This window comes from Variovorax sp. J22R115 (genome assembly GCF_030317005.1).
Classification (GTDB): domain Bacteria; phylum Pseudomonadota; class Gammaproteobacteria; order Burkholderiales; family Burkholderiaceae_C; genus Variovorax.
In genome coordinates, this window is record NZ_JASZYM010000005.1 from 56989 (window position 1) to 83266 (window position 26278).

26 protein-coding genes are annotated in these 26278 nt (G+C 66.3%); 13 read left to right on the forward strand and 13 right to left on the reverse strand.

Going from position 1 to position 26278, the window contains the following annotated elements:
* Window positions 1-32: 32 nt before the first annotated feature.
* From guaA to QTI04_RS10090, 5 genes are all read left to right on the forward strand, one after another.
* Window positions 33-1646: a glutamine-hydrolyzing GMP synthase gene (guaA, locus tag QTI04_RS10070; protein WP_286615428.1), complete on the forward strand. Its 1614-nt coding sequence runs from the start codon at window positions 33-35 to the stop codon at window positions 1644-1646.
* 391 nt (window positions 1647-2037) lie between these two features.
* Window positions 2038-3051 carry a glycosyltransferase family 2 protein gene (locus tag QTI04_RS10075; RefSeq protein ID WP_286615429.1) on the forward strand — a complete coding sequence of 338 codons (1014 nt, stop codon included), beginning with the start codon at window positions 2038-2040 and terminating at the stop codon, window positions 3049-3051.
* On the forward strand, window positions 3048-4043 hold the full coding sequence (locus QTI04_RS10080) for a lysylphosphatidylglycerol synthase transmembrane domain-containing protein (RefSeq protein WP_286615430.1): 996 nt from the start codon (window positions 3048-3050) through the stop codon (window positions 4041-4043). Before QTI04_RS10075 ends, QTI04_RS10080 begins: the two co-directional genes overlap by 4 nt.
* Window positions 4040-5365: an NAD(P)/FAD-dependent oxidoreductase gene (locus QTI04_RS10085; RefSeq protein ID WP_286615432.1), complete on the forward strand. Its 1326-nt coding sequence runs from the start codon at window positions 4040-4042 to the stop codon at window positions 5363-5365. The genes QTI04_RS10080 and QTI04_RS10085 overlap by 4 nt, the downstream gene beginning before the upstream one ends.
* 6 nt (window positions 5366-5371) lie before the next feature.
* Complete coding sequence (locus QTI04_RS10090; protein WP_286615435.1) at window positions 5372-6916, forward strand: hypothetical protein; 1545 nt, start codon at window positions 5372-5374, stop codon at window positions 6914-6916.
* 23 nt (window positions 6917-6939) lie between these two features.
* Here QTI04_RS10090 and QTI04_RS10095 read toward each other — a convergent pair whose 3' ends face one another.
* Window positions 6940-7236 carry a hypothetical protein gene (locus QTI04_RS10095; RefSeq protein ID WP_286615436.1) on the reverse strand — a complete coding sequence of 99 codons (297 nt, stop codon included), beginning with the start codon at window positions 7234-7236 and terminating at the stop codon, window positions 6940-6942.
* Window positions 7237-7520: 284 nt separating this feature from the next.
* On the opposite strand from QTI04_RS10095, the gene QTI04_RS10100 reads away from it, so the two are divergent.
* The gene (locus tag QTI04_RS10100; protein ID WP_286615437.1) at window positions 7521-8255 is read left to right on the forward strand and encodes a hemerythrin domain-containing protein; all 735 of its coding nucleotides are present in this window, start codon (window positions 7521-7523) and stop codon (window positions 8253-8255) included.
* A 14-nt stretch (window positions 8256-8269) separates the two neighbouring features.
* Here QTI04_RS10100 and QTI04_RS10105 read toward each other — a convergent pair whose 3' ends face one another.
* From QTI04_RS10105 to QTI04_RS10115, 3 genes are all read right to left on the reverse strand, one after another.
* Window positions 8270-9631 (reverse strand): GAF domain-containing protein, encoded by a 1362-nt coding sequence (locus tag QTI04_RS10105; RefSeq protein WP_286615438.1) that lies wholly within the window; start codon window positions 9629-9631, stop codon window positions 8270-8272.
* On the reverse strand, window positions 9628-10143 hold the full coding sequence (locus QTI04_RS10110) for a hypothetical protein (protein ID WP_286615439.1): 516 nt from the start codon (window positions 10141-10143) through the stop codon (window positions 9628-9630). The genes QTI04_RS10105 and QTI04_RS10110 overlap by 4 nt, the downstream gene beginning before the upstream one ends.
* A gap of 119 nt (window positions 10144-10262) precedes the next feature.
* Window positions 10263-11237, reverse strand: a complete 975-nt coding sequence (locus QTI04_RS10115; RefSeq protein ID WP_286615441.1) for a LysR family transcriptional regulator — start codon at window positions 11235-11237, stop codon at window positions 10263-10265.
* A 157-nt stretch (window positions 11238-11394) separates the two neighbouring features.
* Here QTI04_RS10115 and QTI04_RS10120 point away from each other — a divergent pair, with 157 nt between their 5' ends.
* The 4 genes from QTI04_RS10120 (at window position 11395) to QTI04_RS10135 (ending at window position 15041) form a co-directional block, all read left to right on the forward strand.
* Window positions 11395-12375, forward strand: a complete 981-nt coding sequence (locus tag QTI04_RS10120; protein ID WP_286615442.1) for a tripartite tricarboxylate transporter substrate binding protein — start codon at window positions 11395-11397, stop codon at window positions 12373-12375.
* A 76-nt stretch (window positions 12376-12451) separates the two neighbouring features.
* Window positions 12452-13195 (forward strand): NADPH-dependent F420 reductase, encoded by a 744-nt coding sequence (locus QTI04_RS10125; RefSeq protein ID WP_286615443.1) that lies wholly within the window; start codon window positions 12452-12454, stop codon window positions 13193-13195.
* The gene (locus QTI04_RS10130; RefSeq protein WP_286615445.1) at window positions 13192-14487 is read left to right on the forward strand and encodes an NTP/NDP exchange transporter; all 1296 of its coding nucleotides are present in this window, start codon (window positions 13192-13194) and stop codon (window positions 14485-14487) included. Before QTI04_RS10125 ends, QTI04_RS10130 begins: the two co-directional genes overlap by 4 nt.
* Window positions 14484-15041 carry a histidine phosphatase family protein gene (locus tag QTI04_RS10135; RefSeq protein WP_286598752.1) on the forward strand — a complete coding sequence of 186 codons (558 nt, stop codon included), beginning with the start codon at window positions 14484-14486 and terminating at the stop codon, window positions 15039-15041. Before QTI04_RS10130 ends, QTI04_RS10135 begins: the two co-directional genes overlap by 4 nt.
* Before the next feature lie 7 nt (window positions 15042-15048).
* On the opposite strand, the gene QTI04_RS10140 is transcribed toward QTI04_RS10135, so the two are convergent.
* Window positions 15049-15534 (reverse strand): histidine phosphatase family protein, encoded by a 486-nt coding sequence (locus QTI04_RS10140; protein ID WP_286598749.1) that lies wholly within the window; start codon window positions 15532-15534, stop codon window positions 15049-15051.
* A gap of 135 nt (window positions 15535-15669) precedes the next feature.
* Here QTI04_RS10140 and QTI04_RS10145 point away from each other — a divergent pair, with 135 nt between their 5' ends.
* Window positions 15670-15981: a hypothetical protein gene (locus QTI04_RS10145; RefSeq protein ID WP_286598747.1), complete on the forward strand. Its 312-nt coding sequence runs from the start codon at window positions 15670-15672 to the stop codon at window positions 15979-15981.
* Between the two features lie 57 nt (window positions 15982-16038).
* On the opposite strand, the gene QTI04_RS10150 is transcribed toward QTI04_RS10145, so the two are convergent.
* Complete coding sequence (locus tag QTI04_RS10150) at window positions 16039-16929, reverse strand: CoA transferase (RefSeq protein ID WP_286615446.1); 891 nt, start codon at window positions 16927-16929, stop codon at window positions 16039-16041.
* Between the two features lie 104 nt (window positions 16930-17033).
* On the opposite strand from QTI04_RS10150, the gene QTI04_RS10155 reads away from it, so the two are divergent.
* Window positions 17034-17936 (forward strand): SDR family NAD(P)-dependent oxidoreductase, encoded by a 903-nt coding sequence (locus tag QTI04_RS10155; RefSeq protein ID WP_286615448.1) that lies wholly within the window; start codon window positions 17034-17036, stop codon window positions 17934-17936.
* 15 nt (window positions 17937-17951) lie between these two features.
* On the opposite strand, the gene QTI04_RS10160 is transcribed toward QTI04_RS10155, so the two are convergent.
* Genes QTI04_RS10160 through QTI04_RS10180 form a run of 5 tightly spaced genes read right to left on the reverse strand, consistent with a single transcriptional unit; the run spans window position 17952 to window position 23071 of the window.
* The gene (locus tag QTI04_RS10160) at window positions 17952-18881 is read right to left on the reverse strand and encodes an EamA family transporter (protein WP_286615450.1); all 930 of its coding nucleotides are present in this window, start codon (window positions 18879-18881) and stop codon (window positions 17952-17954) included.
* Window positions 18878-19882 carry an SDR family oxidoreductase gene (locus QTI04_RS10165; RefSeq protein WP_286615452.1) on the reverse strand — a complete coding sequence of 335 codons (1005 nt, stop codon included), beginning with the start codon at window positions 19880-19882 and terminating at the stop codon, window positions 18878-18880. The genes QTI04_RS10160 and QTI04_RS10165 overlap by 4 nt, the downstream gene beginning before the upstream one ends.
* Before the next feature lie 3 nt (window positions 19883-19885).
* Window positions 19886-20812, reverse strand: a complete 927-nt coding sequence (locus QTI04_RS10170; RefSeq protein WP_286615454.1) for a bile acid:sodium symporter family protein — start codon at window positions 20810-20812, stop codon at window positions 19886-19888.
* A gap of 26 nt (window positions 20813-20838) precedes the next feature.
* A complete protein-coding gene (locus QTI04_RS10175; RefSeq protein ID WP_286615455.1) occupies window positions 20839-22170 on the reverse strand; it encodes an NAD(P)/FAD-dependent oxidoreductase in 1332 nt (443 codons plus the stop codon).
* Between the two features lie 34 nt (window positions 22171-22204).
* Window positions 22205-23071: an SDR family oxidoreductase gene (locus QTI04_RS10180; RefSeq protein WP_286615456.1), complete on the reverse strand. Its 867-nt coding sequence runs from the start codon at window positions 23069-23071 to the stop codon at window positions 22205-22207.
* A gap of 91 nt (window positions 23072-23162) precedes the next feature.
* Here QTI04_RS10180 and QTI04_RS10185 point away from each other — a divergent pair, with 91 nt between their 5' ends.
* Entirely contained in the window at window positions 23163-23951 is a 789-nt protein-coding gene (locus tag QTI04_RS10185; protein WP_286615458.1) for an IclR family transcriptional regulator, read from the forward strand.
* A 1-nt stretch (window position 23952) separates the two neighbouring features.
* Here the strand turns inward: QTI04_RS10185 and QTI04_RS10190 are convergent, their stop codons facing one another.
* Complete coding sequence (locus tag QTI04_RS10190) at window positions 23953-24351, reverse strand: DUF488 domain-containing protein (protein WP_286615460.1); 399 nt, start codon at window positions 24349-24351, stop codon at window positions 23953-23955.
* A gap of 25 nt (window positions 24352-24376) precedes the next feature.
* On the reverse strand, window positions 24377-26266 hold the full coding sequence (locus QTI04_RS10195; RefSeq protein ID WP_286615462.1) for a PhoX family phosphatase: 1890 nt from the start codon (window positions 26264-26266) through the stop codon (window positions 24377-24379).
* Window positions 26267-26278 lie beyond the last annotated feature (12 nt).

Below are 26278 nucleotides of genomic sequence, written 5' to 3' on the forward strand. Positions count from 1 at the left end.
GACTTGGGGCGGCCCGGCGGCGACTGAATCCCATGCAACACCAGAAGATCCTGATTCTCGATTTCGGCTCGCAAGTCACCCAGCTCATCGCGCGACGCGTGCGCGAGGCGCATGTGCTCAGCGAGGTGCATCCCTGCGACGTCACGGACGAGTGGATTCGCGACTACGCGAAGGACGGCAGCCTGAAGGGCGTCATCCTTTCGGGCAGCCACGCCAGCGTCTACGAAGACACGACCGACAAGGCGCCGCAAGCGGTGTTCGAGCTCGGCGTGCCGGTGCTGGGCATTTGCTACGGCATGCAGACCATGGCGCACCAGCTGGGCGGCAAGGTCGAAGGCGGCCACAAGCGCGAGTTCGGCTTTGCGGCGGTCCGCGCACGCGGCCACACCGAGCTGCTCAAGGACATCGCGGACTTCACGACCGACGACGGGCACGGCATGCTCAACGTCTGGATGAGCCACGGCGACAAGGTCACCGCACTGCCGCCCGGCTTCAAGCTGATGGCCTCGACCGAGAGCTGCCCGATCGCCGGCATGGCCGACGAGGATCGGCATTTCTACGCCGTGCAGTTCCACCCCGAAGTCACGCACACGCAGCAGGGCCAAGCGATCCTCGATCGCTTCGTGCTCGGCATCTGCGGCGCCAAGCCCGACTGGGTCATGCGCGACCACATCGCCGAAGCGGTGGAGGCCATCCGCAAGCAAGTGGGCGACGAGGAGGTGATCCTCGGGCTCTCTGGCGGCGTCGATTCGTCGGTGGCCGCTGCGTTGATCCATCGCGCCATCGGCGACCAACTCACCTGCGTCTTCGTCGACCACGGTCTGCTGCGGCTGAACGAAGGCGACATGGTGATGGACATGTTCGTCGGCAAGCTGCACGCCAAGGTGATCCGCGTCGATGCGAGCGAACTTTTCCTCGGCAAGCTGGCCGGCGTGAGCGACCCCGAAGCCAAGCGCAAGATCATCGGCGGCGAGTTCGTCACCGTGTTCAAGCAAGAGGCGGCCAAACTCACGAGCGCAGGCGCGAAGGGCGCCAAATGGCTGGCGCAGGGCACCATCTATCCGGACGTGATCGAGTCCGGCGGCGCCAAGAGCAAGAAGGCCGTCACCATCAAGAGCCACCACAACGTGGGCGGCCTGCCGGAGCAACTGGGCCTCAAACTGCTGGAGCCGCTACGCGACTTGTTCAAGGATGAAGTCCGCGAACTCGGTGTCGCGCTCGGCCTGCCGCCCGAGATGGTGTATCGCCATCCGTTTCCTGGCCCCGGCCTGGGCGTTCGGATCCTCGGCGAGGTCAAGAAGGAGTACGCCGACCTGCTGCGCCGCGCCGATGCGATCTTCATCGAGGAACTGCGCAACTTCATCGACCCCGCCACCGGCAAGAGCTGGTACGACCTCACGAGCCAGGCCTTCACCGTGTTTTTGCCAGTCAAGAGCGTCGGCGTGATGGGCGACGGCCGCACCTACGATTACGTTGTGGCCCTGCGTGCAGTTCAGACCAGCGACTTCATGACCGCTGACTGGGCCGAGCTGCCCTATGCGCTGCTCAAGAAGGTGTCGGGGCGCATCATCAACGAGGTGCGAGGCATCAATCGCGTCACCTACGACGTGAGCAGCAAGCCGCCGGCGACGATCGAGTGGGAGTGAGCGGAGGGCGTCGCGTGTCACCGGTCCGACCCGGTGACACGCTGTCCCTTCGGCATATCTCATTGGATGCGTACCGTTTGACGTCCAAGGCGATCTCGGGGCCCGCGGCCGGGCCCGGCTCTTCCAACGACAGCTTGGGCATATACCGTTCGGGTTGACCCTTACGAAGTGTTTTCACATGTAAGAACATAGTGTTAGAGTTTGGCATTCGTAGTGTCTGGTAACAGCACTGCTGCGCTCTCCAACGACCTCTGGGGCGGATGCCATGGAAAAAGTTAGCTGCGATGCCGTGAGAATCACCCCAGTGCCCGTGACGGTCGCTCGGGAAGCCGTTGACCGGACGAAGAGAGTCCGTGCGCACTGGTCTTCCACTTCACTTCGCGCCGAGGGCTTGTCGACGGAGCCAGCGACCGAATCGCCGAGGGACACGCAGCTGCTGTCCGTCGTCATCCCTTGCTACAACGAGGAAGAGGTGATTGGCGAGACGATGAAGCGCATGAGGGCCTTCTGCGCCGAATTGCAGGATCTGGATGTCGAACTGATCTTCGTCGACGACGGCAGCCGCGATCGCACGCGAGAGCGCCTGAAGGAATTTGCCGCCGAAGATCCCCGGATCAAACTCATAGGGTTTGCGCGCAATTTCGGTCACCAGATTGCGGTGACGGCCGGAATTGACGCCGCCAATGGCGACGCGGTCGTGCTCATCGACGCCGACCTTCAGGATCCTCCCGAAGTCGTCCACCAGATGATCGCCAAATGGCGTGAAGGCTACGACGTCGTCTACGGCACCCGCACGGAACGCCCGGGCGAGTCAGCCTTCAAGCTGGCGACGGCTCGGGGCTTCTACCGCCTGCTCAACCAATTGTCGGATGTGGCGATCCCTCTGGATACGGGCGACTTTCGGCTCATGAGCCGGGATGTCGTGGATACGCTGCGTGCCATGCCGGAGCGTGACCGTTTCGTGCGCGGCATGGTGAGCTGGGTCGGATTCAAGCAGATCGCGCTGCCATACCGACGCGCCCAGCGATTTGCGGGGGAGAGCAAATACCCCCTGACCAAGATGCTCCGCTTCGCAACGGACGGGATCCTGTCTTTCTCGACCAAGCCTTTGCAGATGTCGGTGGCATTGGGCATGGCCTGTGCCTCCGTGTCGCTGCTGGGCATCGTGTACGCGCTCGTGCTGCGCCTGTTCACCAGTGTGTGGGTGGAAGGCTGGACCGCCTTGATGATCGCCGTGCTCTTCATGGGCGGCGTCCAATTGATCTGCGTCGGTGTTCTTGGCGAATACGTCGGCCGCATCTACAACGAAATCAAGAACAGGCCGCTGTACGTGGTCCAGGAATACCTCGGTTTCGAGAAAGCCGGCCCGGCCATGTCTCGAAGCCCTGTTGTTGTCAATCGATGACCGCCAAGAAGTCATTGCGATTGCTGTTGGGCATTGGTCTCGCGGCACTGTTTCTTTGGCTGATTCTTCGCCAGATCAGCTTCGAAGAAATCAGAAGGGCGTTCGATGGCGCCAGTTTCATCTGGGTGACCGCAGCCCTGTTGGCTTTCGCGGTGGGCTATTCCTGCAGGATCGAACGCTGGCGCTCGATGCTGGAGCGTGACAGCCCTGGTTTGACATGGCAGCGTTGCGCCGGGCCCTTGTTGGCGAGCTTCGCGGCCAACAACGTGCTGCCCTTCAGGGCCGGGGACGCGCTTCGTGCGTTCGCATTCAACAGGAAGCTGGGCACGACTTCCGGCGTCGTCGTTGCAACGTTGTTCGTCGAGCGCTTGCTGGACTTGCTGATGGTGCTGGTGCTCCTGGGCGTGGCCGTCGCAGTGTTCGGTCTGGACACGAAGCACTTTGCGGGAATCGGAAGTGCGGCCTTGATCGTTGCCGCACTGGCCATCCTGTTCGTCCTTCTGTTCCCGCGCTTCTTCACGCCATTCGTGCTCGCCATGGGGCGCCTGGTTATTCGCGTTGCGCCTGGTTTCGGTCAGAAGCTCTTCGACGAAATCAACAAGAGCCTGAGCACGCTGCATCACCTGGCGCAGGGGGGCACCATGATCAGGTTGGTCCTCTGGTCGGTACTGGCCTGGTTGGCAGAGGGCTGCGTCTTCTGGTTCGCTGCCTTGGCATTGCCGACACTTTCAGCGCCGCTCGCTGGCTGGCTGGCATTGCCCGTGGGCACTCTGGCGACGCTGATTCCCAGCACGCCGGGCTACATCGGCACCTTCGATTTCTTCACGGTGCATGCGATGACGACGCTCGGCAACGACTCGGTGGCGGCGACCGCGTATGCGCTGCTCGTCCATGCATTGCTATGGCTTCCGCCCACCCTCGTGGGTGGCCTTTACTTGTTGGTCTTTCCGGTCCATCAGCGGCAAGAGAAATTGAAGGCAGTTTCCTCATGAGTTTGTCTCACACGACGCAGGTGACGATTGTTGGCGCGGGCTTTACCGGGCTGACTGCAGCCTATGAGCTGGTCAAGAAGGGCTTCGACGTCACGATTCTCGAAGCCGAATCGGAGGTCGGCGGATTGGCCGCAGCCTTCGAAGTAGGCGGCCAAAACCTCGACCGCTTCTATCACCATTGGTTCACCAACGACCTTGAAGTGATGGGATTGATCAAAGAACTGGGCTTGGACGAGCGCGTCGAGGTCAATCCGACCAACACGGGCGTCTACTACGCGAACAATTTCTTCAAGCTGTCCACGCCCTGGGATCTGCTGAACTTCAAGCCCTTGAGTCTGGTCGACCGGATCCGCCTCGGCCTGCTCGCATTGCGCGCCCGCCAGGTAAAGGACTGGAAGGCCCTGGAGAACAAGACTGCGCAGGACTGGTTGCGCGAACTGGGTGGAGAAAACGTCTACCGCGTGGTCTGGCAGCCGCTGCTCAAGGGGAAGTTCGGTCCCTACGCGGAGCAGGTGTCGGCGGTCTGGTTCTGGAACAAGCTCAAGCTGCGCGGCGGGAGCCGAGGCAAGGGCGGTGAAGAACGCCTTGCCTACTTCAAGGGAGGGTTCGTCGCGCTGGCCGAGGCCTTGGCCAACCGGGTGAGGGAACTGGGCGGTCGCATCGAACTCAACACGCCCGTTTCGAAGATCGAACCGCTCGGTGAGCGCTGGATCGCGACCACGCCCAGCGGCGAAGTCACCTCGGATCGGGTTATTGCAACGCCGGCGTTGCCGCTGGTCGCGGACATGGTGCGCGGCTGGGCGTCTGCTGACTACATCGACAGCCTGGAGCGCATCCAGTACATCGGCAACGTGTGCCTGGTGCTCGAACTGGACCGGCCTCTGTCCAAGACCTACTGGCTGAACGTCAACGACCCGAGCTTTCCCTTCGTCGGCGTGATCGAGCACACCAATTTCGAGCGAGCCGAGACCTACGGCGGCAAGCACATCGTCTACCTCTCGAAGTACCTTCCACACACGGAACCCTTGTATGCGATGGGCGCCGACGATTTCCTGGATTTCGCGCTGCCATTCCTCAAGACCATGTTTCCTGCCATGGAACGCAAGTGGATTCAGGCGCATCACCTGTGGCGAGCCCGTTGGTCGCAGCCGGTGGTCGAGAAGAACTACAGCAGTCTGATTCCGGGCGAAGACGGCCCGAAGAGCGGCTTTCACGTCTGCTCGATGGCCCAGATCTACCCGGAAGACAGGGGCACCAATTACGCCATCAGGGCGGGCAAGAGCATCGGCGAGCGCTTGACGCTCGCCGTGAAGAACGCTTGAACCGCCATGAGCAGCCGTCCCCAGAGTTCGGAGAGAGTTGCAGGGACCTGGAGCATCGCCACCCTCCTGGGCGCGGCTGTCCTTGTCCTGGTGCCCTATGGCCTGCTGCTGCGCACCTTGCCGATCGGCCGGGATTCGGGCGTCTTCGTCTACACCGGGATGATCATGAACAGCGGGGGCATGCCCTACGTTGATTCGTGGGATCACAAAGGCCCGCTGCTCTACATCTTCAATGCGCTGGGATACCTTCTCACGGACAGCGCCAAGGGCATCATTCTTCTCGAAGGGCTCCTTCTCTTCGCTGGCCTGGCGATATCGATGTCTCTCTGGAGAAGGCTGCTCCCGACCTTCGCAGTCGTGCTGGCGGCGACCCTGTTCGTGCTGACTTACTGCGCGACCTTCGAGTTGGGGAACCTGACGGAATCCTGGCTGATCCCGTTCATCCTGGTGACCTATTCGCTGGCCTTCGTCTACTTTTGCGATGAGTCGGTATCGAACAAGGTGGGCCTGCTGGACTGGCTGTGCATCTCGCTCGGCATCGCGATGGCCGTCGCGATGCTGACGCGTCTCAACAACGGGATGGGCCTGGGCTTCCTGGCCCTCTACCTGGTCGTCTTCGGCACCCGGCATCGCTTCAGGTCGATCGTCCTGATGGGTGTTTCATACGCTGTCGTCGTGCTGCCCATTCTTTTCTGGCTCTACCAGAAGGGCGCGATGAGCGCCTTTGTGGAGCAGTACTGGTCGTTCAACTTCGCGTACTCGCGCGGAGCGAGCCTCGTGGCACGGGTCGTGGCCATGTACTCGCTGTCGCAGGCCATCTTTCTTTCGCCCCTGGGCCTTGGCTGCCTCCTCATGGGCGCCGCCGTCTTGCTGTCGAACACGCAGGTTCCCAAGGGAAAGAAGAACTCGTTCTACTGGTTGATGTTCACGATCTTCGGCGTCGAGTTGCTGTCGCAGTTGGCCTCGGGAAGAGGGTACTTGCACTACGCTTCGCTTGCCGCCCCGGCGCTCGCCCTGGTGTTCGTCGCCTTGCTGAACCTGGGGAGCGGCCCTGGCGGCTTCCTGTCCGGCGTGAGGAAGAACGCCAAATGGGCGGTGCTCGTGGTTCCGGCCTTCGTGGTCGCGTTGGCGCCGCCGGCCTTCGCCATGCTGGGCTCGTTGAAGCATGGCACCGGCGTCGCGGGCTCGCCGGAAAACGAACTGGCCGACTATCTCCAGCGCAACACAAAGCCCTCCGACTTCGTGCTGGTCCACGGTGCCGAGACCTGGCTGCTGGCCGCTTCCGGCAGGCGTTCGGCGACGAGCATCACCTACTACTATCCGGCGCTCTCCGGATTCAAGGACACGCACGAGAAATACCAGGCAGACACCCTGGGCAACAAGCCGCTGTACATCGTCGAGGCGCCCGATTCATGCGGGCTGGCCAAGTCGAAGTGCGAAGGACAGCCGGAGCTGTTTGCGAAGCTCAGGGACTTCCTGCAAAAAGAGTACGTGCAGGAGCGCGACCTCCACGGCTACAGATTCTGGCGCTACCGAGGCGCGAAAGGCTGAAGAGGAGGCCGACCGGCACCCGGTCAGCGATCAACCCGTTCCGCCCGCTCGTAGCCCACGAACGGACCGAAGAACACCATCTCGCCTTGCAAGCCCTCGGCGATCTCGTTCTGCTTGGGCAGTTCGTCGATGAACTCGGGCCACGATTGCGCGACGTGCGCGGACCACTGGCGATGGTCGAGCCGAGTGATGGGGCCCTGGGTGTCCAGGAACTCGTAGCCCTGTGCCGTCAACCGGGTCACTGCGAGCGTTGTCGCCGACTCATGGTTGTTTGCCGTGACATAGGCCGACACGTACGCCCCCGCCAGGGATTTCGGCATGCGGGGGTTCGAGCCGCGTGCCACCTTCACATTGACCAGATACAAGCCGCGTCCCGGCGTCGGCTGCTTTGACTTGAACAAGCCAAACATGGATATCGCCCCAAGAAATTGAGGCGATATCGTAGCGCGGCGGGCATCCGGGCCTGACCGCACGCGTTTTTAAGGTTCCGTGAGGGATTGCTTAAGCAATTCTTAGCGGCGCGCGAAGCGGCGGATTTCTAGACTTCTTTCCCAGCAGGAGGTGCACGGTGCGCTTTCCGCTGGACCCCAAGAAGGACACCCCAATGAACATCGATCAGCGCGAAATGCGCCAGGTTGCGGAGGCCGCGGCACCCCGCATCGACATGTATGCCGGTATCCACAAGGCGCTGCGCGCACTCATGGCCGACAGCCTGCTCGCGCTCGGACGCATGGACGTGGACGATGCGCTGGAACTCGCTCAGGTCACGCAACGCGTGCTGGAGTTGCTGGATTTCTGCCGCTCGCATCTGCAGCACGAGAACGAATTCGTGCACACCGCCATGGAGGCCCGCGCGCCGGGCGCCAGCGGTCAGATCGCCCACGAGCACGCGGAGCACACGGAAGCGATCACGGTGCTGGCGAACCAGACCACGGCGCTGTTGCAATGCGATGCCGAGGCGCGTGCCGCCGGCGCGCTCGCGCTGTACCGGGCGCTCTCGCTCTTCATCGCGCACAACTTCGAGCACATGCATGTCGAGGAGACGGCGCACAACGCGGTGCTCTGGGCGCGCTACACCGACGCCGAACTCATCGAGATCCACAACGCGCTGGTCGCCTCGATCCCACCACACGAGATGATGTTCATCGTGCGCTGGATGGTGCCCTTCATGAACCCTGCCGAGCGCACCGCGATGCTGGGCGACATGCAGGCCCATGCGCCTGCGCCGGCCCTCGCGGCGGCGCTCGACGTGGTGCGCCCGCACCTGAGCGAGCGTGAGTGGGCCAAGCTCAGCGCGAGTCTCCACCTGCCGGCCGCGACGGGTCTGGTTCAGGGGTGAGGCCTTGGCGGCGCTCAGCCGGGGATTTCGGTGAGCGCGACCGGCCGTTCCATGCGCAGGCGAAACCGGCCGCGGCCGGTCTTCTCGATGCGGATGTGCGGGCAGTTCTCCACCAGGCGGCGCTGCAACAACACCAGCCGGGCCTCGAGGTTGTCTGATAGATCAGGCAGTCCGATGGCGGGGTCGAGCCGCAGCTCGCGATTGGTGAATTCGCTGCGGCTTTGCTCAGAGTACTCGCGCAGCAGCTTGCCGAGGATGGCGCCCGCCACGCCCTTGATCAGGTAGCTGTCTCCGATGAAGACGCTGTGGTTCGCGAGGTAGTGGCGCACCGGCACCGGCGCGCCGGTGGTCGACCGCGCACTGGCCGCGCGGGGCTCCTCTGCAGGCGCCGCCGGCTCGTCGGCGGTGCGCAGCAGTTCCAGCGCCGCGCCCAGGTGTCCGGCGATGGCGACCAGCGCGTCTTCATCCTCGAAGCCAAAGCGCATGTCCTGCGGGCTTTCGACGAAGAGCGCGCCCAGCAGGCGGCCGCTGGAGACGATGGGCACCGCCAGCTGGCTGTGCGGCTCCGGCAGGCCCGGAAAGCAGATTTCGGTATCGAGCACGAGTCCGGGCTCGGTCTCGCGCATGCTGCTGCGCACCGCGTGGCTGTAGCTCGCCGCGTTCGTCATGTGGCTGATGCGCACCGGCGTGCGCTCGCGCGCGGCCACGCCGATCACGCCGTGTCCGATTTCGATCTCCGAGCCGACACCGGATGTCGCATACCCGCAACTGGCCACCGTATAGAGGCGCTGCGTGGCGGTGTCCAGCATCAGGACCATGGCATGGCGCACGTCCAGATGGTCGTTCAGCACCGCGAGCACGGTCTGCAACAACTCGTCCGTCGCCCCACAGGCGGCGAGGCGCTCGGCCGAACGCCGTACGCCGGCCAGCAGGCCGAAACGGGGAGTCTGCGGTGGAAGGCGATCACCCTCCACGCTCTCGATGGCCTCGACCTCGTACACGTCGGAGCCCAGCAACCGGAATACGCCGGCCATGCCCGAGTACGAGGCGATGCCGGCCAGCTGCGCCTTCATGCTCTCGAACAGCGGGCCGCTGGTCTCCGTGCGCAGGTAGCGCAGGTGCAGCCGGTAGTAGCCGGCGCTGCTCGGGTCGATCAGCAGCACGCTGCTGTAGGGGTTGGCGAGGATGTTCTGCCGGGTCTTGTTGAAGAACTGGAACGACAGCGCGACGTGGCGTTCGTCCACGTAGTTGACCTGCGAGATGTAGGCGACGTTGGGCGTTCCGTCTTCCGCGCAGGTCGACATGATGGCCGGGATCGCGCCTTCGAAGCAGGCACGGATCGCGTGGAGCGAGAGAGGCGGGGAGGCCGGTGTCATGCGGGTGCCGAGGTGGGCGTCGGGGGTAGCGCGCTGCCGGCCTTGGGTCCGGGCGTTTGGTCGAAGGCCTCGCTCGGGTTGAAGCGCACCGCCACCAGCTCGGCAAGCCGGAACGAGAAGATCGTCCGTACGAAGGGCACATCGCAGCCGACGAGACCGAGCTCGTATTCCATCGACGCGAGGTAGCGGTGCAGGACCGGCAGATCCCCCTCGTCGGCTGCTCGGAGTTCTGCCTTTCGCGCCTTCACCTGCACGGTGCGGTGGCTCAGCGGCTCGCTGAACACCACTGCGAGAAGACCGGTCGCGGCGATGTCCTGCAGCAGCTGGCGTGCCTGGCCGCGCGCGAGGAAGACCGTGACCTCCGTGCCGTCCGGTGAGATGCTCGCGGCCATCGCGCGCATCAGGCTGGGCCGCAGTGCGGAATTGCGCGACGAGACGATGGTCGACACGCCTTTGTCGATCATCGCGATGTGCTCGGGTTTCAACAGCGGGCGGGGTGGGACCTCGGGCATGGAAAAGGCCGGGCGTGGGGGTCCGGCATTGTGATTCAAAAGCCCTTGGCAATGCACGGCTTTGGCGGAACGTGCGCCAGTCGGCGGCCGTGGCGGCGCAATCCTGCCGCGCCCCGGCGTCAGGCGAACTGCCGCAAGTCCTGCGCTGCCGGCGCCGTCACCCGCAGATGCCGGGTCGCCCCCGCCGTGCGCATCACGGCCGACAGCAGCGATCGGAACCAGATGTGCCCCGGCGCCTGCTGGTTGCGCCCATGCCAGAGCTGGTAGAAGCGCATCGGCGGGAAGTCGATCGGCGACGGCACGACCGCCAGCGGCAGCATCGCCGCGAAGTGCTGCGCGAAATGCCGGCTGGTCGTGAAGATGAGGTCGGTGCCGGGCAACAGGTGCGGTGCCATGGAGAAATAGGGCACGGTCACCGTCGGCGTGCGCGCCAGTCGCTGGGCAGCCAGATGGGTCTCGACCACGCCGCGCTGCAGCGTGCTGTAGAGCTGCGGCACGACGTGGTTGCCTTCCAGGTAGTCGGTGACCATCAGTCCGTTGGCGCCCGGATGGTCGCGATCGACCAGGCAGACCACCTCGTCTTCCAGCAGCAAGGTGGTGCGCAGGTGCTCCGGCGGCTGCGGCCAGTTGCCGATCACCACGCCGAGTTCGCCTTCGGCAAGGGCGGCGTCGAAGTCGTAGTCCGGGCCGAGTGCCTGCATCAGCATCCGCGCGCCGGGCGCCGTCGTGCGCATGTAGTGGACGACGGCGGCCATCAGCGGCGGCGCGAGGTAGTCGGGCGTGCCGATGCGGAAGGTCTCCCGCGTGGTCGCGGGGTCGAAGACGTCGCCTGGCGACAGCAGTCCGTCGATCTCGCCGAGCACGGTGCGCACCGACGCTTCCAGCTGCAACGCGCGCTCGGTCGGCACCATGCGCTGCTTGTCCTTGATGAGCAAGGGGTCGTCGAAGATGTCCCGCAGGCGCTTGAGCGCGGTGCTGATCGTGGGCTGCGACTGGTTCAGCCGCGTGGCCGCCCGCGAGACGCTGCGCTCGCTCATCAGCGTGCTGAACACGCGCAGCAAATAGGTGTCGAATGGGTCGTTGGAGCGTGACATGGGCGGTTGCTGCACAGCTTTGGTGCCTCGGCGCACCGGCGACAGTCGCCGGCGGGCTCCGGGGCAGAGCTTTGCTATGCCGCTGATTGCGGACAAGCGATTGGCGTGCCATGTTGGCGTTCCTAAAGTTCGGGCATCCCTTTTGCTGCAGGACACCATGACCACCACCACCCACCCCACGCGCCGCGGCGCGCTCCAGTTGCTGGCTGCAGGCGCCGCCTCGATCGCGTTGCCGGCTTTTGCCCAGTGGCCGGACAAGCCGATCAAGATCATCGTGACCTTTCCCGCAGGCGGGTCGAGTGACATCCTCGCCCGCGTGATGGGCGAGCAGCTGACCCGCAAGCTCGGCCAGGCGGTCGTGGTCGACAACAAGCCCGGCGCTGGCGGCACCATTGGCGGCGCCCTGGTGGCCGCGGCCCCGCCGGACGGCTATACCTTCATGCTGTCGAACACCACGCCGATCGCGCTGGGCCCGTTCACGCTGGAGAAGCAGCCATACGATCCGCTGACTGCCTTCACGCACATTGCCTTCCTGGGTTCGGCGCCGCTGGTGATCATGGCGAGCAAGCCCTCGGGCATCACCACCTATGCCGAGCTCGACGCGCGGGCCCGCAAGGAAGGACGGCTGGACTTCGGGTCGGGCGGCCCCGGATCGATCGGCCACATCCACGGCGAGCTGATCCGCAAGGTCACAGGAGCCAACCTCGTGCACGTGCCGTACCGCGGCGGCGCTCCGATGACGACCGACCTGATCGCCAACGTGATCCCCGTGGGCATCGACGTCATCACCGCTTACGTGCCATTCTTCAAGAGCGGCCAACTGGTGCCGCTTGCCGTGACGGGCTCCACGCGCTCGCCGCTCATGCCCGAGGTGTCGAGCATTGTCGAGGTGGGCCAGCCCAAGCTGGTGCTGGAGAACTTCTTCGGCCTCAGCGGGCCGGCCAAGCTGCCGCCGGACATCGTGACGAAGCTCAACACGGCATGCAATGAAGTGCTCGTCATGCCGGAGGTGCAGAAAAAGCTGATCGAGCTGGGCATCGTCGCCAAGCCGGAAAGCACGGCGCGCTTCGAGAGCATCGTGAAGGAACAGGTGGGCGTGCTCGCCCCCACGGTGAAAGGCGCCGGCATCAAGCTTTGAGCGCTGCCGGGCGGCGCTTGCGTGGCGAAGGGCGCGGGAAGATGATCGCCCGGTTCGCCGAACGCAGGAGGTTTCGATGCCGCAACATCCATCCCTCGATCGCACCCGCCGCAGCCTCCTCGCGGCGAGTGGCGCATGGGCCGTCATCGCGGCGCTGAAGCCGGAGCGCGCGCAGGCGCAGGCAGGCACCGGTTCGCGCATCGGCGTGATCGGCGCCGGCCGCATCGGCGGCACCATCGGCGGGCTCTGGGTCAAGGCCGGCCATCCGGTGATGTTCTCGTCGCGCCACCCCGAAGAACTCAAGGACCTGGTCTCGGGGCTGGGTCCGCTTGCCAGCGCCGGCACGGTGGCGCAGGCCATTGCTTTCGGCGACGCGCTCTTTATCGCCGTGCCCTATGGTGCGCTGCCGCAGATCGGCAAGGACTACGGCAGCGCGCTCAAGGGCAAGGTCCTGCTCGACGCCTGCAACGCCGTCGCCTCGCGCGACGGCAGCGTGGCCGACGAGGTGGAGCAGGAGGGCATCGGTGTCGTCTCGCAGAAGTACCTGGCGGGTGCGCGGCTGGTGCGGGCCTTCAACACCATGTCGTACACGATCTTCGCGCGCGAGGCCAACCGGCCCGAGCCGAGATTGGCCATCCCCATCGCCGGCGACGATCCGGAAGCCGTCAAGGTGGCGGCAGGGCTCGTGCGCGATGCCGGGTTCGATCCCGTGGTCGTCGGCAAGCTGGCCGACGCACGGCGATTCCAGCGCGGCGGGCCGGGCTACGGCCAGTCGGTGAGCGCGGCGGAGCTCAGACAGAAGCTGTCGCTGGCGCCATGACGGCGGCCGAGCGCTGGCTGCGACGTGCAGTTCCGGCCACGCCGCAGGAGTCGGCGGCGGCGCTTTGGTCCTTCGGCTACTTCTTCGCACTACTGGCGGGTTACTACGTGCTGCGGCCACTGCGTGACCAGATGGGCATCGCCGGCGGCACGCGGGCGCTGCCCTGGCTCTTCACTGCCACTTTCGTGACGCTGCTGGTCGCGCAGCCGCTCTACGGCATGCTGGTGGCGCGGCTGCCGCGCGCCAGGTTCATCCCCATCGTCTATCACTTCTTCGTCGCCAACCTCGCGGTGTTCTGGGTGCTGCTGGCGCTCGATGTCGAGCCGGTGATCGTGGCGCGCGTGTTCTTCGTGTGGGTCAGCGTCTTCAACCTGTTCGCGGTCGCGGTGTTCTGGTCCTTCATGGCCGATCTCTTCACGAGCGAGCAGGGCAAGCGCCTGTTCGGCTTCATCGGTGCGGGTGGAACGGCGGGCGCGCTGCTGGGGCCTGCCATCACCATCGTGCTATCGGTGCCGCTGGGGCCGCACAACCTGCTGATCGCGGCCATCGTGTTTCTAGAGATCGCGGTGTTCTGCGCGCATCGGCTGGAACGCAGCGCGGGCGTGAACCCGGGCCACCGGCACGACGCGTCTCGTGTGGGCGGCAGCGCCCTTGCCGGGTTGTGGGGCCTGTTCCGCTCGCCCTACCTGATCGGCGTTGCCGCGTGGGTGAGCCTGCTGTCCTTCGGCGCCACGATGCTCTACTTCGCGCAGGCGAACGTGGTATCCGCCACCGTGCAGGGCGCCGGGGCGCAAACGCGGGTGTTCGCGAGCATCGACCTGGCCGTGGGGCTGCTCACGCTGGCGACGCAGGTGTTTGCCACCGGCCGGTTTCTCCAACGCTTCGGCACCGGCGTGGCGGCGGGTGCGCTGCCGGCGGTCTATGTCATCGGCTTTTTCGCGCTGGCGATGACGCCAACCCTCGCGGTGATCGTCGTCTTCCAGGTCGCTCAGCGATGGATGAACTTCGCCATTGCCAATCCGGCGCGGCAGGTGTTCTTCACCGTCGTCGGGCGCGAGGAGAAATACAAGGCCAAGAACCTGATCGACGTCGTCGTCTACCGGGGCTCCGATGCGCTCTACGGGTGGGTCTACGACGTGCTGCACGCTGCCGGACTCAAGATTGGCGCGATCGCGTTGTGCGCGGTGCCGGTGGTGCTCGCGTGGCTCATCCTGTCGGCGACGCTGGGGCGCATGCAGGAGCGACGTGCCGCTCTGGACGATGCCCCCACCGTGCAAGGAGAACCGACGTGACATACATCACCCGGCGAAGCTTTTCCGTGCTGGCATTCGCGCTCGCCAGCGCCCGCGCACTGTCAGCGGACGATGCGGTGGCTGCGCAGATTCGTGCCGGGGGCTGCGTGGTGCTCTGGCGACATGCCCAGACCACGCCCGGCGTCGGAGACCCGCCGGGGTTCAGGCTCGGCGTGTGCAGCAGTCAGCGCAACCTGAGCATGGAGGGGCGCACGCAGGCCAGCGCAGCAGGCGAATGGTTCAAGGCCCGCGCACTCAAGCCGACGGCGGTGCGATCGAGCGCATGGTGTCGATGCAGGGATACGGCGGACCTCGCATTCGGCACTCACGTGCATTGGGCCCCGCTCGACTCGACCTTTGGCCGTTCGGCCGACGCGGGAGGGCGACGGCAGGTGTTGCTGGATGCGCTGACGCGCATTCCGGCAGGCGCTTTCGAGGTCTGGGTCACCCATCAGGTGAACATCGGTGCTTTCACCGGCGAATCGGTTGCGATGGGCGAAGCCGTGATCGTCGGGCCGGAGGGCAGGGTGCTGGGCCGCAGCGACTTTGGTTGAAGCCGATCTACTTCTTCGGCGCATCCAGCTTGACCTTCACCGGGTCCGTCTCGCCGACAGCCGCCCACGCCCTGGTGTCGAAGTGGAACTCGGCGACGGCGCATGTGGGCATGTCGACGATCTTGCTCGACAGCCGGTGCGCGAGGTGGGTGAACTCGGGGTTGTGACCGAAGAGCATCACGCCGTCGAGCCTGTCATCCAGCGCGCGGACGACGGCAAGCAGGTCGTCAGGGCTGCTTGCGTAGAGCCGTTCATTGACGACGATGTCCTTGCGTTGGCAGCCGATCTCGTCCGCGATGAGCTGCGCCGTCGTCAGCGCTCGCCGCGCCGGGCTCGACACGAGCAGATCGGGCTTCACTCCACGCTTGCCGAGGCGCTTGCCCATCGTGGGCGCATCCTGCCGGCCTCGATCGTCCAGGGATCGCTCCCGATCGGACAAGGACGGATCGTCGCGACTCGATTTGGCATGCCGTACCAGGAACAGTGTTTTCACGATCAGCTTCCCTTCTCGCCCGACTCTACCTCTCCATGAGGGATGGCGGAGTGTCGTATCCACGTCTTCAGTAGGCAGACTGACACGGACGGCCGCCGCAGCCATACTAGGCGTTCCACGAACGGAGGTAGCGTAATGGCCCAGCATGCAATTACTGCTGTTCACTGCAGCGGCGACAAGATCGATCTCGTGGCCATTCATGCGGTCGTGGAAAAGGAGTTCGGCTCGACCGAATTCGCGCTTGGCGCGGTCCAACGGATCAGCATCGGGGATTGCGTCGGTCTCCTTGCTGCCGGCGAGGAGGTCTGCCTTGCCCGGCGCACCGAAAGCCATGACTGGGAAATCGTCTGCGACGTTGAACTCTTGCCCGGCGGCAGCGGCATCACCGGCGTCGATATTGTCGGCCGACCGAACGATGCCTTGAGGAGCCTTCCAACGTGGGGCTAGCGGCCCATACCCTTCCCACGTCCAGGTCAACCGTGCCCGCGCAGGAGGAGCCGCTCATCACGTTTCGAGGGTGAGCAGCGGCACATCCCGTTCGCGGGCCATCGTGTCGAGCTGAGCGCGCGTGCGGGTGCCGATCCAGCGCGCGATCGCCTCATGGGTTTCGGCGGCGGCCATGTCCGTCGATGCAAGGCCCGCCATCTCGCACAGGCGGGTCGCGAAGTGCGGCTCCAGCGCGGCGACCGCCACGCGTCCATCGACGCAGGGGTAGACGCGGTAGCCCGCATGGGCGCCGCCGACCGCGCCCGTGGGCGTCGTCAGGCCCCAGGTGCGCGGCAGCGCCAGCCAGTCGGCGGCGGCATTGAGCGCGATCTCCAGGTAGATGCCCGTTGCGTTGGCCGCGGTGTTGCGCAGCGCCGCTGTCAACACCGCTTCGCTCGCGAGCAGCGCGCCGCCCATGTCGGCGTACAGCGTGGGTGGCAGTTCCGTGCCGGTGATCAGCCCGCTCTCGGCGAGATAGGTCAGGTCGTGGCCAGGCTCCTCGGCGCGCTCGGCAGGCGCGCCGACGATGGCGACCTGCGAAAGCCTTGGATGCCGCGCACGCAGCGCCTCCCAACCCAGGCCCAGCTTGGCGAGCGCCGACGGCCTGAAGGAGGTCAGTAGCACGTCGGTCTCTTCGAGCACGCGATGCAGATGCTGCTGCCCGGCCTCGGTCTTGAGGTCGGCGACCTCGACCTTCACGCCCTCGTGCAGCGCGGCGTAGGCGGTCCGGTTGTAGTGGCCCATCGGGTCGCCCGACGGCGGCTCGAGCTTGGTGCACGTGGCGCCCATGGCGCGACAGCGCATCAGTGCGGCAGGCCCGGGCAGATTGAGCGCCAGACTCAGCACGCGGACGCCGGCGAGCGGTGCGAATGCGGTGTCGGAAGCAGGGGCTGAAGTGGTGGTCGGCATGGGTCGGATCCTTGTCGTGTCACCTTGGGAGCTTACCGGCTTGCGTCTGGCGCTCTACGATGCGGCTTGCAAAGCCTGTTCCACACCAAGACAAGGAGACCCTCATGTTCCAAACCGATCTCATGGCCGGCCAGCGCATCCTCGTGACGGGCGGCGGCACCGGCCTCGGCCGCGCAATGTCCGAACGCTTCCTCGGCCTGGGCGCGGACGTCGCGATCTGCGGCCGCCGGCAGAGCGTCTGCGAGGACACCGCCGCCGAATGGCGCAAGCAGTTTCCGGAGCGGCGCATCGACACCTTCGGCGTCGACATCCGAAACGCGCAGGCGGTGGATGAAATGGTCGAGAGCCTCTGGCAGTCGGGCGGGCTGACGGGGCTCATCAACAACGCGGCGGGCAACTTCGTCTCGCCGACGGAGGCCCTGTCGCCGCGCGCCTTCGATGCGGTTGCCAACATCGTGTTTCACGGCAGCTTCTACGTCACGCAGGCGGTCGGAAAGCGCTGGGTGGCCGAGGCCAAGGAAGGCAAGTGGAAGGCCGGCGACCCCTACCGCAGCGTGATGAGCATCATCGTGACCTGGGTCGACAACGGCAGTCCCTATGTGGTGCCATCGGCCATGAGCAAGGCGGGCATCGAGGTGATGACCAAGTCGCTCGCGGTCGAGTGGGCTCGTTTCGGCATCCGGCTCAACGCGGTCGGCCCTGGCGAGATTCCGACCGAAGGCATGAGCAAGCGCCTGAACCCCGGCGAGGAGCCCGGCGCACGCAGCAAGGCGCTGAACCCGATGGCGCGCACCGGAATGATGAGCGAGCTGCAGAACCTGGCCGCCTTCCTGATGGCGCGCGGCCAGTGCGATTGGCTTACGGGCCAGAGCATCATGATGGATGGTGCCGGCGCGCTCGCGACCGGTGGCAACTTCTACGAGCTGCGGCAGTGGAGCGATGCCGACTGGCTGGCCGCGCGCGAGCGCATCGAGGCGCAGAACCAGAAGGACAAGGCGCAGCGCTAGCGCCTCGCGAGAGCCTCAGGCGCGCTGCGGCGCCCGCAGCCACGCCATGGCGCGCAAGGCGAGACCCTGGTTGATCACCAGCCCGAGCAACACCGCGGCGGTGCCGACCCACTGCGCGGGGCTCGGCCGTTCGCCGAAGCACACGGCCGCCGCGGCCAGCCCGACGACCGGCACGAGCAGCGAGAAGGGCACCACGCGGCCCGCCGGGTGGCGCTGCAGCAGGCGAGTCCACAGCGTGTAGGCGAGCAGTGTCGCGAACCACGCGAGGAAGAGCACCGCCAGCACAGCGCCCAGGTCGAGCCCGGCGAGCTGATGCATCACCTTTGCAGGTCCATCGGCCGCCAGCGCGATCAGGGTGAAGGGAACGATCGGAAACAGGCTGCTCCACACGATGAAGCCGAAGGGGTCGTAGGCCGGCGCCGTGCGCACCGCGAAGCGCACCACGATGTTGGATGAGGCCCACATGAAGGCGGCCGACAGCGTGAGCACGAAGCCGATCAGCGTCATCTGCCCTGGCCCGTCGCCGTGCGCCATGGCGATCACGACCAGGCCGGCGAGCGCCACGGAGAGGCCGAGCCACTGGGTTGGGCGCGCCCGTTCGCCCAGGAGCGGCGCCGCCAACAGCAGGGTGAAGAAGGCCTGCGTCTGCATCACGACCGATGCCATGCCCGCCGTCATGCCGAGTTGCAAGCCGAGGAAGAGCAGCCCGAACTGACCCAGGCCCTGGGCGAGCCCGTAGGCCGCGAGAAAGCGCCAGGGGAGCGCCGGGCGGCGCACGAACAGGATCAGCGGCAGGGCGGCTGCGGCGAATCGCAGGGCGCCGAGCAGCATCGGGCTCAGGTCGCGCAGGCCCAGCTTCATGACGACGAAGTTCAGGCCCCAGATCAGCACGACGCTCATGGCGCGGCCGAAGTCGGCCCGGCTGAGGCTGGCCGGCGCCGTCATGCGAGGACCTGGCCGGGTCGCGAATCCCGGCCACAGCGCGAGGCCTTGAAAGCGAGGAAGGCTTCCAGGCTGGTCTTGCGCGGCACGTAGCCGAACTCCGACTTCAGCCGGGCGTTGGACAGTACCGGCCGATAACGCAGGAAATCGAGCTGCTCGGGCCCATAGCGGCTGATTCCGAGTCGCGATCCGATCGCGAGGGCCAATCTCAGAAGCGATGCCGGCAGCACCAGCATCGGCTTGCGAAGGATCGCGGCGATCTGCGACAGCGTGAGTGCGCCGTCGCCTGCGACGTTGAAGCAGCCGTCGCGCCCGGTGGTGATCGCGTGGACGACGCAGCCTGTCACATCCTCGTCCCAGATGAAGACGAAAGGGCTGTCGCTGCCGCGGATCGCCAGGATGCGAGGCTTGTCGAAGAGCGCCGTGATCTGGTTGTGCACGTTGCTGCCGAGGATGGTGCCGATGCGCAACACCGTCTGGCGCAGGGTGGGGTGCGAGGCGCGGTAGTCGGCGAGCATTTCCTCGACGAGCCGTTTGTGATGCGCGTAGGCAAAGGCCTGGTTGCCGCGCAGAGCGTCGCTCTCGTCGATCCATGGCGGGTTGTCGGCGTGGTAACCATAGGCCGCGCCGCTCGACGACACCACGATGTGCTGCACGCCTTGCGCCACGCAGGCCTCGAGCACGTTGCGCGTGCCGAGCACGTCCACCGAGTATTCGAACTCGCGCGTGCTGCCGGGCCCCGGCGTCACGATCGAGGCGAGGTGGACGACCGAGTCGATGGCGTGTTCGGCCAGTGTCGTGCGCAGCTCCGGTGCGCGCACGTCCTGCACGGCATAAGTTACGCCGTGCACGCGGCGGGAGGCGGGTACGTCACGGACGTCCAGCGCCACCACGCAATCGAGATCGGGCAACTGGGCCAGAGCAGCCACCACCGTGCGGCCGAGAAAACCGTCGGCGCCGGTGACGAGCACCCGGCGCGCCGCGAAGGGCAGGGAAACATCCATGATTCAGGCCGAACGCGCGGCCGTTGAGGGAAGGGGGCGGCGCGCCCACCAGGCGGCGAGCCCGAGGCCCGCGACGATGTCCCAGAAGCCCCAGACGCCGGCGACCACCGCCATGCCGCCGAGGCCGCCGAAGAAACTGAAAATCAGCACCAGGCCGAGCCCCGCGTTGCGGATGCCGACCTCGAAGCTGACTGCGCGCCGGTCGTATTCCGCCAGCCCCGTCGCGGTCGCGCAGGCGTAGCCGGTGGCAAAGGCCAGCGCGTCGTGCAGCACCACGGCGAGCAGCACGAGGCTCACGTAGTCGAGGAAGTAGCGCCAGTTGCCTGCGATCGCCGCCAGGATGAATCCGATCAGGCAGACGAAGCTCAGGATGCGCGCCGGCCTCTTGATGCGATTCGTGAGCGCAGGCAGGTAGTGCGAGAAAGCAAGCCCGATGACGAAGGGCGCACCGATGATCGCCACGATGTGCATCACCATTTCGCCCGGATTGAGCGCGATGGTCTTGAGCAGCGGTGCGGCCGTCGGATGGATGCCGCCCCAGAAGGCGAAGTTGAGCGGCATCACGACGATCGAGATGAGGTTCGAAATCGCCGTCATCGACACCGACAGTGCCACGTTGCCTCCCGCACGGTGCGTGAGGATGTTCGACACGTTGCCCGGCGGGCAGCACGCGACGAGGATCATCCCCAGCGCGATGCTCGGCGCCGGCTGCAGCAGCAGGGTGAGCCCGAAGGTGACGGCAGGCAGCACGATGAACTGCGCGGCGATGCCGACCGCCATTGCCACCGGCATGCGCATCACGCGCTTGAAGTCCTCGATGCGCGTGTCCAGCGCAATGCCGAACATCAGGAAGCCGAGTACCGCATTGAGCAGGACCAGCGATGCTGGATTGAAGTTGAGGCGAATCTCGTCGACGGGAAGCGGGAGCATGAGACGTTTCTTTGTGGCTGCGTTGTTCAGGCCAGCGCGGCGGACGCTTCGCGCACGGCGCGACGGTAGCTGTCCTTGTTGACGTAGTAGGCCATCCGCTCCAGCTTCAGGTACTTGTAGCCGCCGGAGAGATCGGGCGTCGGGCCCGCCTTGGCTTCCCTGAGCGCCGCCGCCTGCGGCCGGCCCTGTGACTGCGCCTTGAAGTAGCGTGCGACCAGTTCGGCCTGCTCGTAGCGGCCCTGCCAGCCGATGCCGCTGGCCTCGATCATCCCCAGCACGGCCAGGTTGTCGAAGCCCGGCGCGAAGATGTTCAGGTAGAGCTTCGGCGCCATGCCCTGCCAGTTGAGCCAGGTGCGGTCGATGAAGGGGTAGTGCAGCTTGTAGCCCGTTGCACAGAGGATGAGGTCGTAGTCGCGGGAGGTAGCGTCCTTGAAATGCACGGTGTCGCCGTCCAGCCGCGCGATGTCGGCGCGCACGCCGATGTCGCCGTGGCCGATGTGATGCAGCACCAGTGAATTCACGACCGGATGCGATTCGTACATGCGGTAGTCCGGCTTGGGGAAGCCGAAGCGCACGGGGTCGCCGGTGAACCATTGCAGCACCTTGGCATCGAGCCGCTGCTTGATCCACGCGGGCAGCGGCCGCTTGCCGCCGAGCGTGTCGGCCGGCTTGCCGAAGATGTACTTGGGCACGAAGTAGTAGCCGCGGCGCACCGAGATATCGACGCTCTTCGCGTAGTGCACGGCATCGACCGCGATGTCGCAGCCGCTGTTGCCGGCGCCGACCACGAGCACGCGCTTGTCCTGGAAAAGGCTCGCATGCTTGTAGGCGGAGGTGTGCCGCAGTTCGCCGTTGAAGCGGCCTTCGAAGCGCGGCATGCTCGGTTCGGACAAGGTGCCGTTGGCGATGATCACGCCCTTGTAGTCGGCCGTCTCGATGCGGCCGCCGCCAGCGTCGACGCTCACGCGCCACAGGGTCGCGGCGTTCTCCGTCACGGGCTCCACGCGCAGCACTCGCGTTGCGAAGCGGAAGTGCCGGCGCAGATCGAAGTGGTCCGCGAAGTCGCTGAAATAGCGGCGCAGCTCGGCGTGGCTCGGATAGTCGGCCACCTCGTCTGCCATCGGAAACTCGGCGAACTCCGTCGTCCGCTTGGACGAGATCAGGTGGGCCGATTGGTACACCGTGCTGCGCGGATTGCCGATGTTCCACAGCCCCCCGACGTCTTCGTAGGCCTCGAAGCCCTGGAAAGGGATGCCGAGCTTCTGCAGATTGCGTGCGCCGGCAAGCCCCGACGGGCCGGCGCCGATCAGGGCGATTTGCTGGTGGGTAGGCACGGGGGCGGGCACAGGTTGGCTCACGAAAGGAAACTCCGACTCACAGGGGAACCGCCGCTCAGCGCGTGGCGGCTTCGGGGATGGGCGCAGGGGCGTCGGCGGCGGGGCCGGCGGCCTCCGTCACCGGCAGCCCGGGAATGGGCGTAGCGCCCGGTTCGCCGGCGCGCGGCTTGCGTGGTTGCCGCAGCAGCAGGGCGTCATGCCAGGCGGCAGGCAGCAGGCCGAGTGCATTCGACAGCCAGCCGAGGCGGCGCGGCAGCACGAGTTGCTCGCGGCCATGGGACAGCGCGTGCAGGATGGCGATGGCAGCGTCTTGTGGTGCCATCAGGCCCGGCATGGCGAAGCGGTTGCCGGCCGTCAGTGGCGTGCGCAGGTAGCCCGGGCTGACGGTGCACACATGCACGCCGCTCGGGCGCAGCTCGGCGCGCAGGCTTTCGAGGTAGCGGATCAAGCCGGCCTTGCTGGCGCAGTAGGCGCCATTGCCGGGCAGTCCGCGCCGGCCGGCCAGGCTCGCGATGCCCGCGAGCGTTCCTTGGCCGCGATCGCGCATCGGCGCGACGAACGGCTGGAAGGTGGTGGCGACCCCAAGCAAGTTGATTTCGAGGATGCGGCGGAACACCGTCAGGTCCGCGGCCTGGGCCGTGTCATACCCGCCCGCGACGCCCGCGTTGGCGATCACCGCGTCGGGCACGCCGTGGCGCGACATCCAGTCCTGGGCCATCGATTGCATCGCGGCGGCGTCGCTCACGTCCGGCGTGTAGACCGACGTGCGACCCGGCGCCGATGCCGCCATGGCGCGGAGTGCCGCAGTGTCCAACCCGACAAGCGCGACCTTCGAACCCCGCGCCAGCGCCTCGGCAGCCAAGGCGCGGCCGAGGCCGCCGCAGGCGCCGGTGATGACGAGGTTGTCGAGACGAAAAGTCATGGAATCGTTTGTTTGGGGTGTGCAGCTTAGCGAAATCGCGGCAAAATCTCGAAAATATTCTCTTATTAGTCTCGATTTCAGAGATTTTCTTATGAATTATCGCTCCTCAGATCTGCAAGAAGATGTTGATCCGGCCCTGACGCCCGGCTTGCGCCTCTTCCAGTTGCTGGAGCACGTCGTCGCTGCGCCCGAGCCTCAGACACTCGTCGAAATCGTGCGAACCAGCGGCCAGCCCAAGCCGTCGGTGCACCGCATGCTCCAGCAACTGGAGGCCGGCGGTCTTCTGGCGCGCGGCGGCGACGGGCGTCGCTACGCGACCACGCCGCGTCTCATGCAGTTCGCGGAAACGGTGCTGCGCGGCAGCACCGCGACTGGCGTGCGCCACGCGGTGTTGCGCCAACTGGTGGCGGACGTGGGCGAGACCTGCAATCTCACGGCGCTGTCGGGCGCCGAGGTGATCTACCTCGACCGTGTGGAGACAGCGTTTCCGCTGCGGCTGGAACTGGGTCCTGGCTCGCGCGTGCCGCTGCATTGCTCGGCCAGCGGCAAGCTGTTCCTGGCCCATCTGCCGCGGGCCCAGCGAGAGCGGCTGCTCGACGGGCTCCGGTACGAGCGCCACACGCCCCACACGCTGTGCTCACGCGAAGCGCTCGAGGCCGAGATCGAGCGCATCCACCACGACGGCCATTCGGTCGATGCCGAGGAGTTCATCGAAGGCCTCGTGTGTGTCGCGGTGCCGGTTCGCGACGAGCCGCACGGCCCGGTGCGATGCGCTGTCGCGCTGCAGGCGCCTGCCGTGCGCATGCCGTTGCCGGATGCGTTGCAGCAACTCGACAAGTTGCGCAGCGCCGCGCAGGGCATCGCCCGGGCGATGCGCTGATTCAGTCGGCAATGTCCGCGCCGCGCTCTGCCAGCAGCGCGCGCAGGAAGGACCGGTGGCAGCGCGACTCGTCCTCGCAATAGCAGCCGACCGACAGCGCGCTCTGGTGCGACAGCGCCGCCAGCAGATCCAGGCTGCGACTGGCGTCGGCCTCGGCCATTTCGCTTCGGTACTTGCGGCCGAAAGCTGTCCACTGGGCAGGCACGCCGGAGGCCTGGGCTGCCTGGGCCATCTTCATCGTCTCGACCGAGGGGGCGAGGTTCGGGTACCAGACGTCGTACCAGTTCTGCGAGGCGAATTCGGTCTTGGGCACGCCGCGCGGCGGTCGCCGCACGGTGCCGATGCGCAAGCCTTCGCCGGGTGCGCGGTCGCTGCCGAGCCGGACGATACGGATGGCCATTGTTGTTTCCTCCTCGATGGGCTGGTCAGCTTCCGACGATACCGCCATCGCGTCGACGCACGGCCACGGTGGCCGACCTCGGGCGCGCGCTGCCGGCCACGGTGCCGTCAGGCCACGCGCTGTTGGCCGTGCCGCTGCCGTCTTCGCGCGTCTCGCCGGGATGCTGGATGTTGACGAACAGGCTGCGGCGGTCCGGTGTGACGGTGCATCCCGTGATCTCGCAACCATTGGGGCCGACGAGAAAGCGCTTGATGCGACCGCTGGCCGGATCGGCGCAGAGCATCTGGTTGTTGCCGAGCGCAGCCATCGGTCCCTTGCCGATGGCCGGGCCGGCCATGTCGGTCTGGATCCACAGCAAGCCGCCGCTGTCGAAACGCAGGCCGTCGGGGTGGCCGAAGGTGTCGGCGTCGGCGCTGGGGTAGCGCGTGTCTGCGCCGGGCCATTGGGGATCGCCCGCGAGCGCGAAGTGGTCCCACGTGAAGGTGGTACTGGCGGCGTCCTGTCCGCTTTCGCTCCAGCGGAGGATGCCGCCGAAGAGGTTGTTCGCTCGCGGATTCGCCGCATCGGCCGCGGGCTTGCCGGGCGCGCCGCGCTGGGTGTTGTGGGTAAGCGTGACGTACACCTCGCCGCTTTCGGGATGCACGGCGATCCATTCGGGCCGGTCCATCTTCGTGGCGCCCACGACGTCGCCGGCCAGGCGCGCGTGGATCAGCACCTCGGCCTGGTCCGCGAAGCCGCTGGCCGCATCGACGCCATTGCGCCCGTGCCTGAGTTCGAGCCATTGGCCGCGGCCGTCCGCGTCGTAGCGCGCAACGTACAGCGTGCCCTCGTCGAGCAGGTTGCGATTGGCCGCGCGGGCCGCCGCGCCATTGCCCGGGTGGACCTTGTCGCGGCTCACGAACTTGTAGATGTATTCGAAAGCGGAGTCGTCGCCCATGTACACCGCGAGCCGGCCGTCGCGGGTCTGCGTGCAGGTGGCGCTCTCCTGGCGCTTTCGGCCGAGGGCGGTGCGCTTGACGGGCATGGAGCCGGGGTCGAAGGGATCGATCTCGATCACCCAGCCGAAACGATGGGCTTCGTTGGGATGCTTCGAGAGGTCGAAGCGTTCGTCGAAGCGCCAGTAGTCCAGCCATTGCGATCCGCTCACCGTGCCGTAGCGGCGCTGTGCGGGCGTGGCGCGGGGCGCGGCCTCCTTGGGACCGCCGAAATAGCCGTGGAAGTTCTCCTCGCAACTCAGGTAGGTGCCCCAGGGCGTGACGCCCATCGCGCAATTGCCGAAGGTGCCGAACACGCGGTCGCCGCCAGGGTTGGCCGCCGTTCGCATCAACGGCGTGCCAGCTGCCGGACCGGCGATGCGCATCGCGGTGGCGCCGTGCACGCGGCGGGCGTAGCGCGAAGGGAGCACCTGACGCCATCCGCCGTTCGTCAACTCGACTTCGATCACCGACACGCCCATTGCATGCAGCGACTTGCGGGTCTTCTCCTCGGTCCACGGCGTCATGCCTTGCGCATGGAGCAAGCGCTCGTCGGTGTACTCGTGGTTCATCACGAGCAGCCCGCGATCGGTGCGCCCGTCCAGCGCGAAGAAGTGCATCCCGTCGTGGTGCATGCCGGCCTGAACCGCCTGGTCGGCCGCGCTGTTCGATGCATCGGGCGAGAAGGTCGGCATGGACGAGGCGATGCCCGTCGGCGCGCCCCAGGGGTAGAGCACCTGCGCCTCGTATTCGGGCGGTACCGTGACGCCGTCGTGCAGTGTGGCGGGCACAGGGGTGAAGCCGAGTCGACCGTCGGCAGCACGGGGCAGGGCACAGCCTTCGCCCAGGAACGCAACGACCGCGGCAGCGGCACCGGACTGGAGAAACTGGCGGCGGGCGAATGGCATCGTGCGTTGTTGGGTGGGCGACAGCGCGATCATCGCCGAGCATCG

Excerpts from the sequence above, each read along its gene's own strand:
- QTI04_RS10120 (WP_286615442.1), top strand. The coding sequence starts at position 11,395 with ATGACCACCACCACCCACCCCACGCGCCGCGGCGCGCTCCAGTTGCTG.
- QTI04_RS10145 (WP_286598747.1), top strand. The coding sequence starts at position 15,670 with ATGGCCCAGCATGCAATTACTGCTGTTCACTGCAGCGGCGACAAGATC.
- QTI04_RS10165 (WP_286615452.1), bottom strand. The coding sequence starts at position 19,882 with ATGGATGTTTCCCTGCCCTTCGCGGCGCGCCGGGTGCTCGTCACCGGC.
- QTI04_RS10195 (WP_286615462.1), bottom strand. The coding sequence starts at position 26,266 with ATGATCGCGCTGTCGCCCACCCAACAACGCACGATGCCATTCGCCCGC.
- QTI04_RS10095 (WP_286615436.1), bottom strand. The coding sequence starts at position 7,236 with ATGCCGAAATCCCTGGCGGGGGCGTACGTGTCGGCCTATGTCACGGCA.
- QTI04_RS10155 (WP_286615448.1), top strand. The coding sequence starts at position 17,034 with ATGTTCCAAACCGATCTCATGGCCGGCCAGCGCATCCTCGTGACGGGC.
- QTI04_RS10090 (WP_286615435.1), top strand. The coding sequence starts at position 5,372 with ATGAGCAGCCGTCCCCAGAGTTCGGAGAGAGTTGCAGGGACCTGGAGC.
- guaA (WP_286615428.1), top strand. The coding sequence starts at position 33 with ATGCAACACCAGAAGATCCTGATTCTCGATTTCGGCTCGCAAGTCACC.
- QTI04_RS10085 (WP_286615432.1), top strand. The coding sequence starts at position 4,040 with ATGAGTTTGTCTCACACGACGCAGGTGACGATTGTTGGCGCGGGCTTT.
- QTI04_RS10130 (WP_286615445.1), top strand. The coding sequence starts at position 13,192 with ATGACGGCGGCCGAGCGCTGGCTGCGACGTGCAGTTCCGGCCACGCCG.
- QTI04_RS10190 (WP_286615460.1), bottom strand. The coding sequence starts at position 24,351 with ATGGCCATCCGTATCGTCCGGCTCGGCAGCGACCGCGCACCCGGCGAA.
- QTI04_RS10150 (WP_286615446.1), bottom strand. The coding sequence starts at position 16,929 with ATGCCGACCACCACTTCAGCCCCTGCTTCCGACACCGCATTCGCACCG.
- QTI04_RS10160 (WP_286615450.1), bottom strand. The coding sequence starts at position 18,881 with ATGACGGCGCCGGCCAGCCTCAGCCGGGCCGACTTCGGCCGCGCCATG.
- QTI04_RS10105 (WP_286615438.1), bottom strand. The coding sequence starts at position 9,631 with ATGACACCGGCCTCCCCGCCTCTCTCGCTCCACGCGATCCGTGCCTGC.
- QTI04_RS10170 (WP_286615454.1), bottom strand. The coding sequence starts at position 20,812 with ATGCTCCCGCTTCCCGTCGACGAGATTCGCCTCAACTTCAATCCAGCA.
- QTI04_RS10080 (WP_286615430.1), top strand. The coding sequence starts at position 3,048 with ATGACCGCCAAGAAGTCATTGCGATTGCTGTTGGGCATTGGTCTCGCG.
- QTI04_RS10110 (WP_286615439.1), bottom strand. The coding sequence starts at position 10,143 with ATGCCCGAGGTCCCACCCCGCCCGCTGTTGAAACCCGAGCACATCGCG.
- QTI04_RS10185 (WP_286615458.1), top strand. The coding sequence starts at position 23,163 with ATGAATTATCGCTCCTCAGATCTGCAAGAAGATGTTGATCCGGCCCTG.
- QTI04_RS10125 (WP_286615443.1), top strand. The coding sequence starts at position 12,452 with ATGCCGCAACATCCATCCCTCGATCGCACCCGCCGCAGCCTCCTCGCG.
- QTI04_RS10100 (WP_286615437.1), top strand. The coding sequence starts at position 7,521 with ATGAACATCGATCAGCGCGAAATGCGCCAGGTTGCGGAGGCCGCGGCA.
- QTI04_RS10115 (WP_286615441.1), bottom strand. The coding sequence starts at position 11,237 with ATGTCACGCTCCAACGACCCATTCGACACCTATTTGCTGCGCGTGTTC.
- QTI04_RS10180 (WP_286615456.1), bottom strand. The coding sequence starts at position 23,071 with ATGACTTTTCGTCTCGACAACCTCGTCATCACCGGCGCCTGCGGCGGC.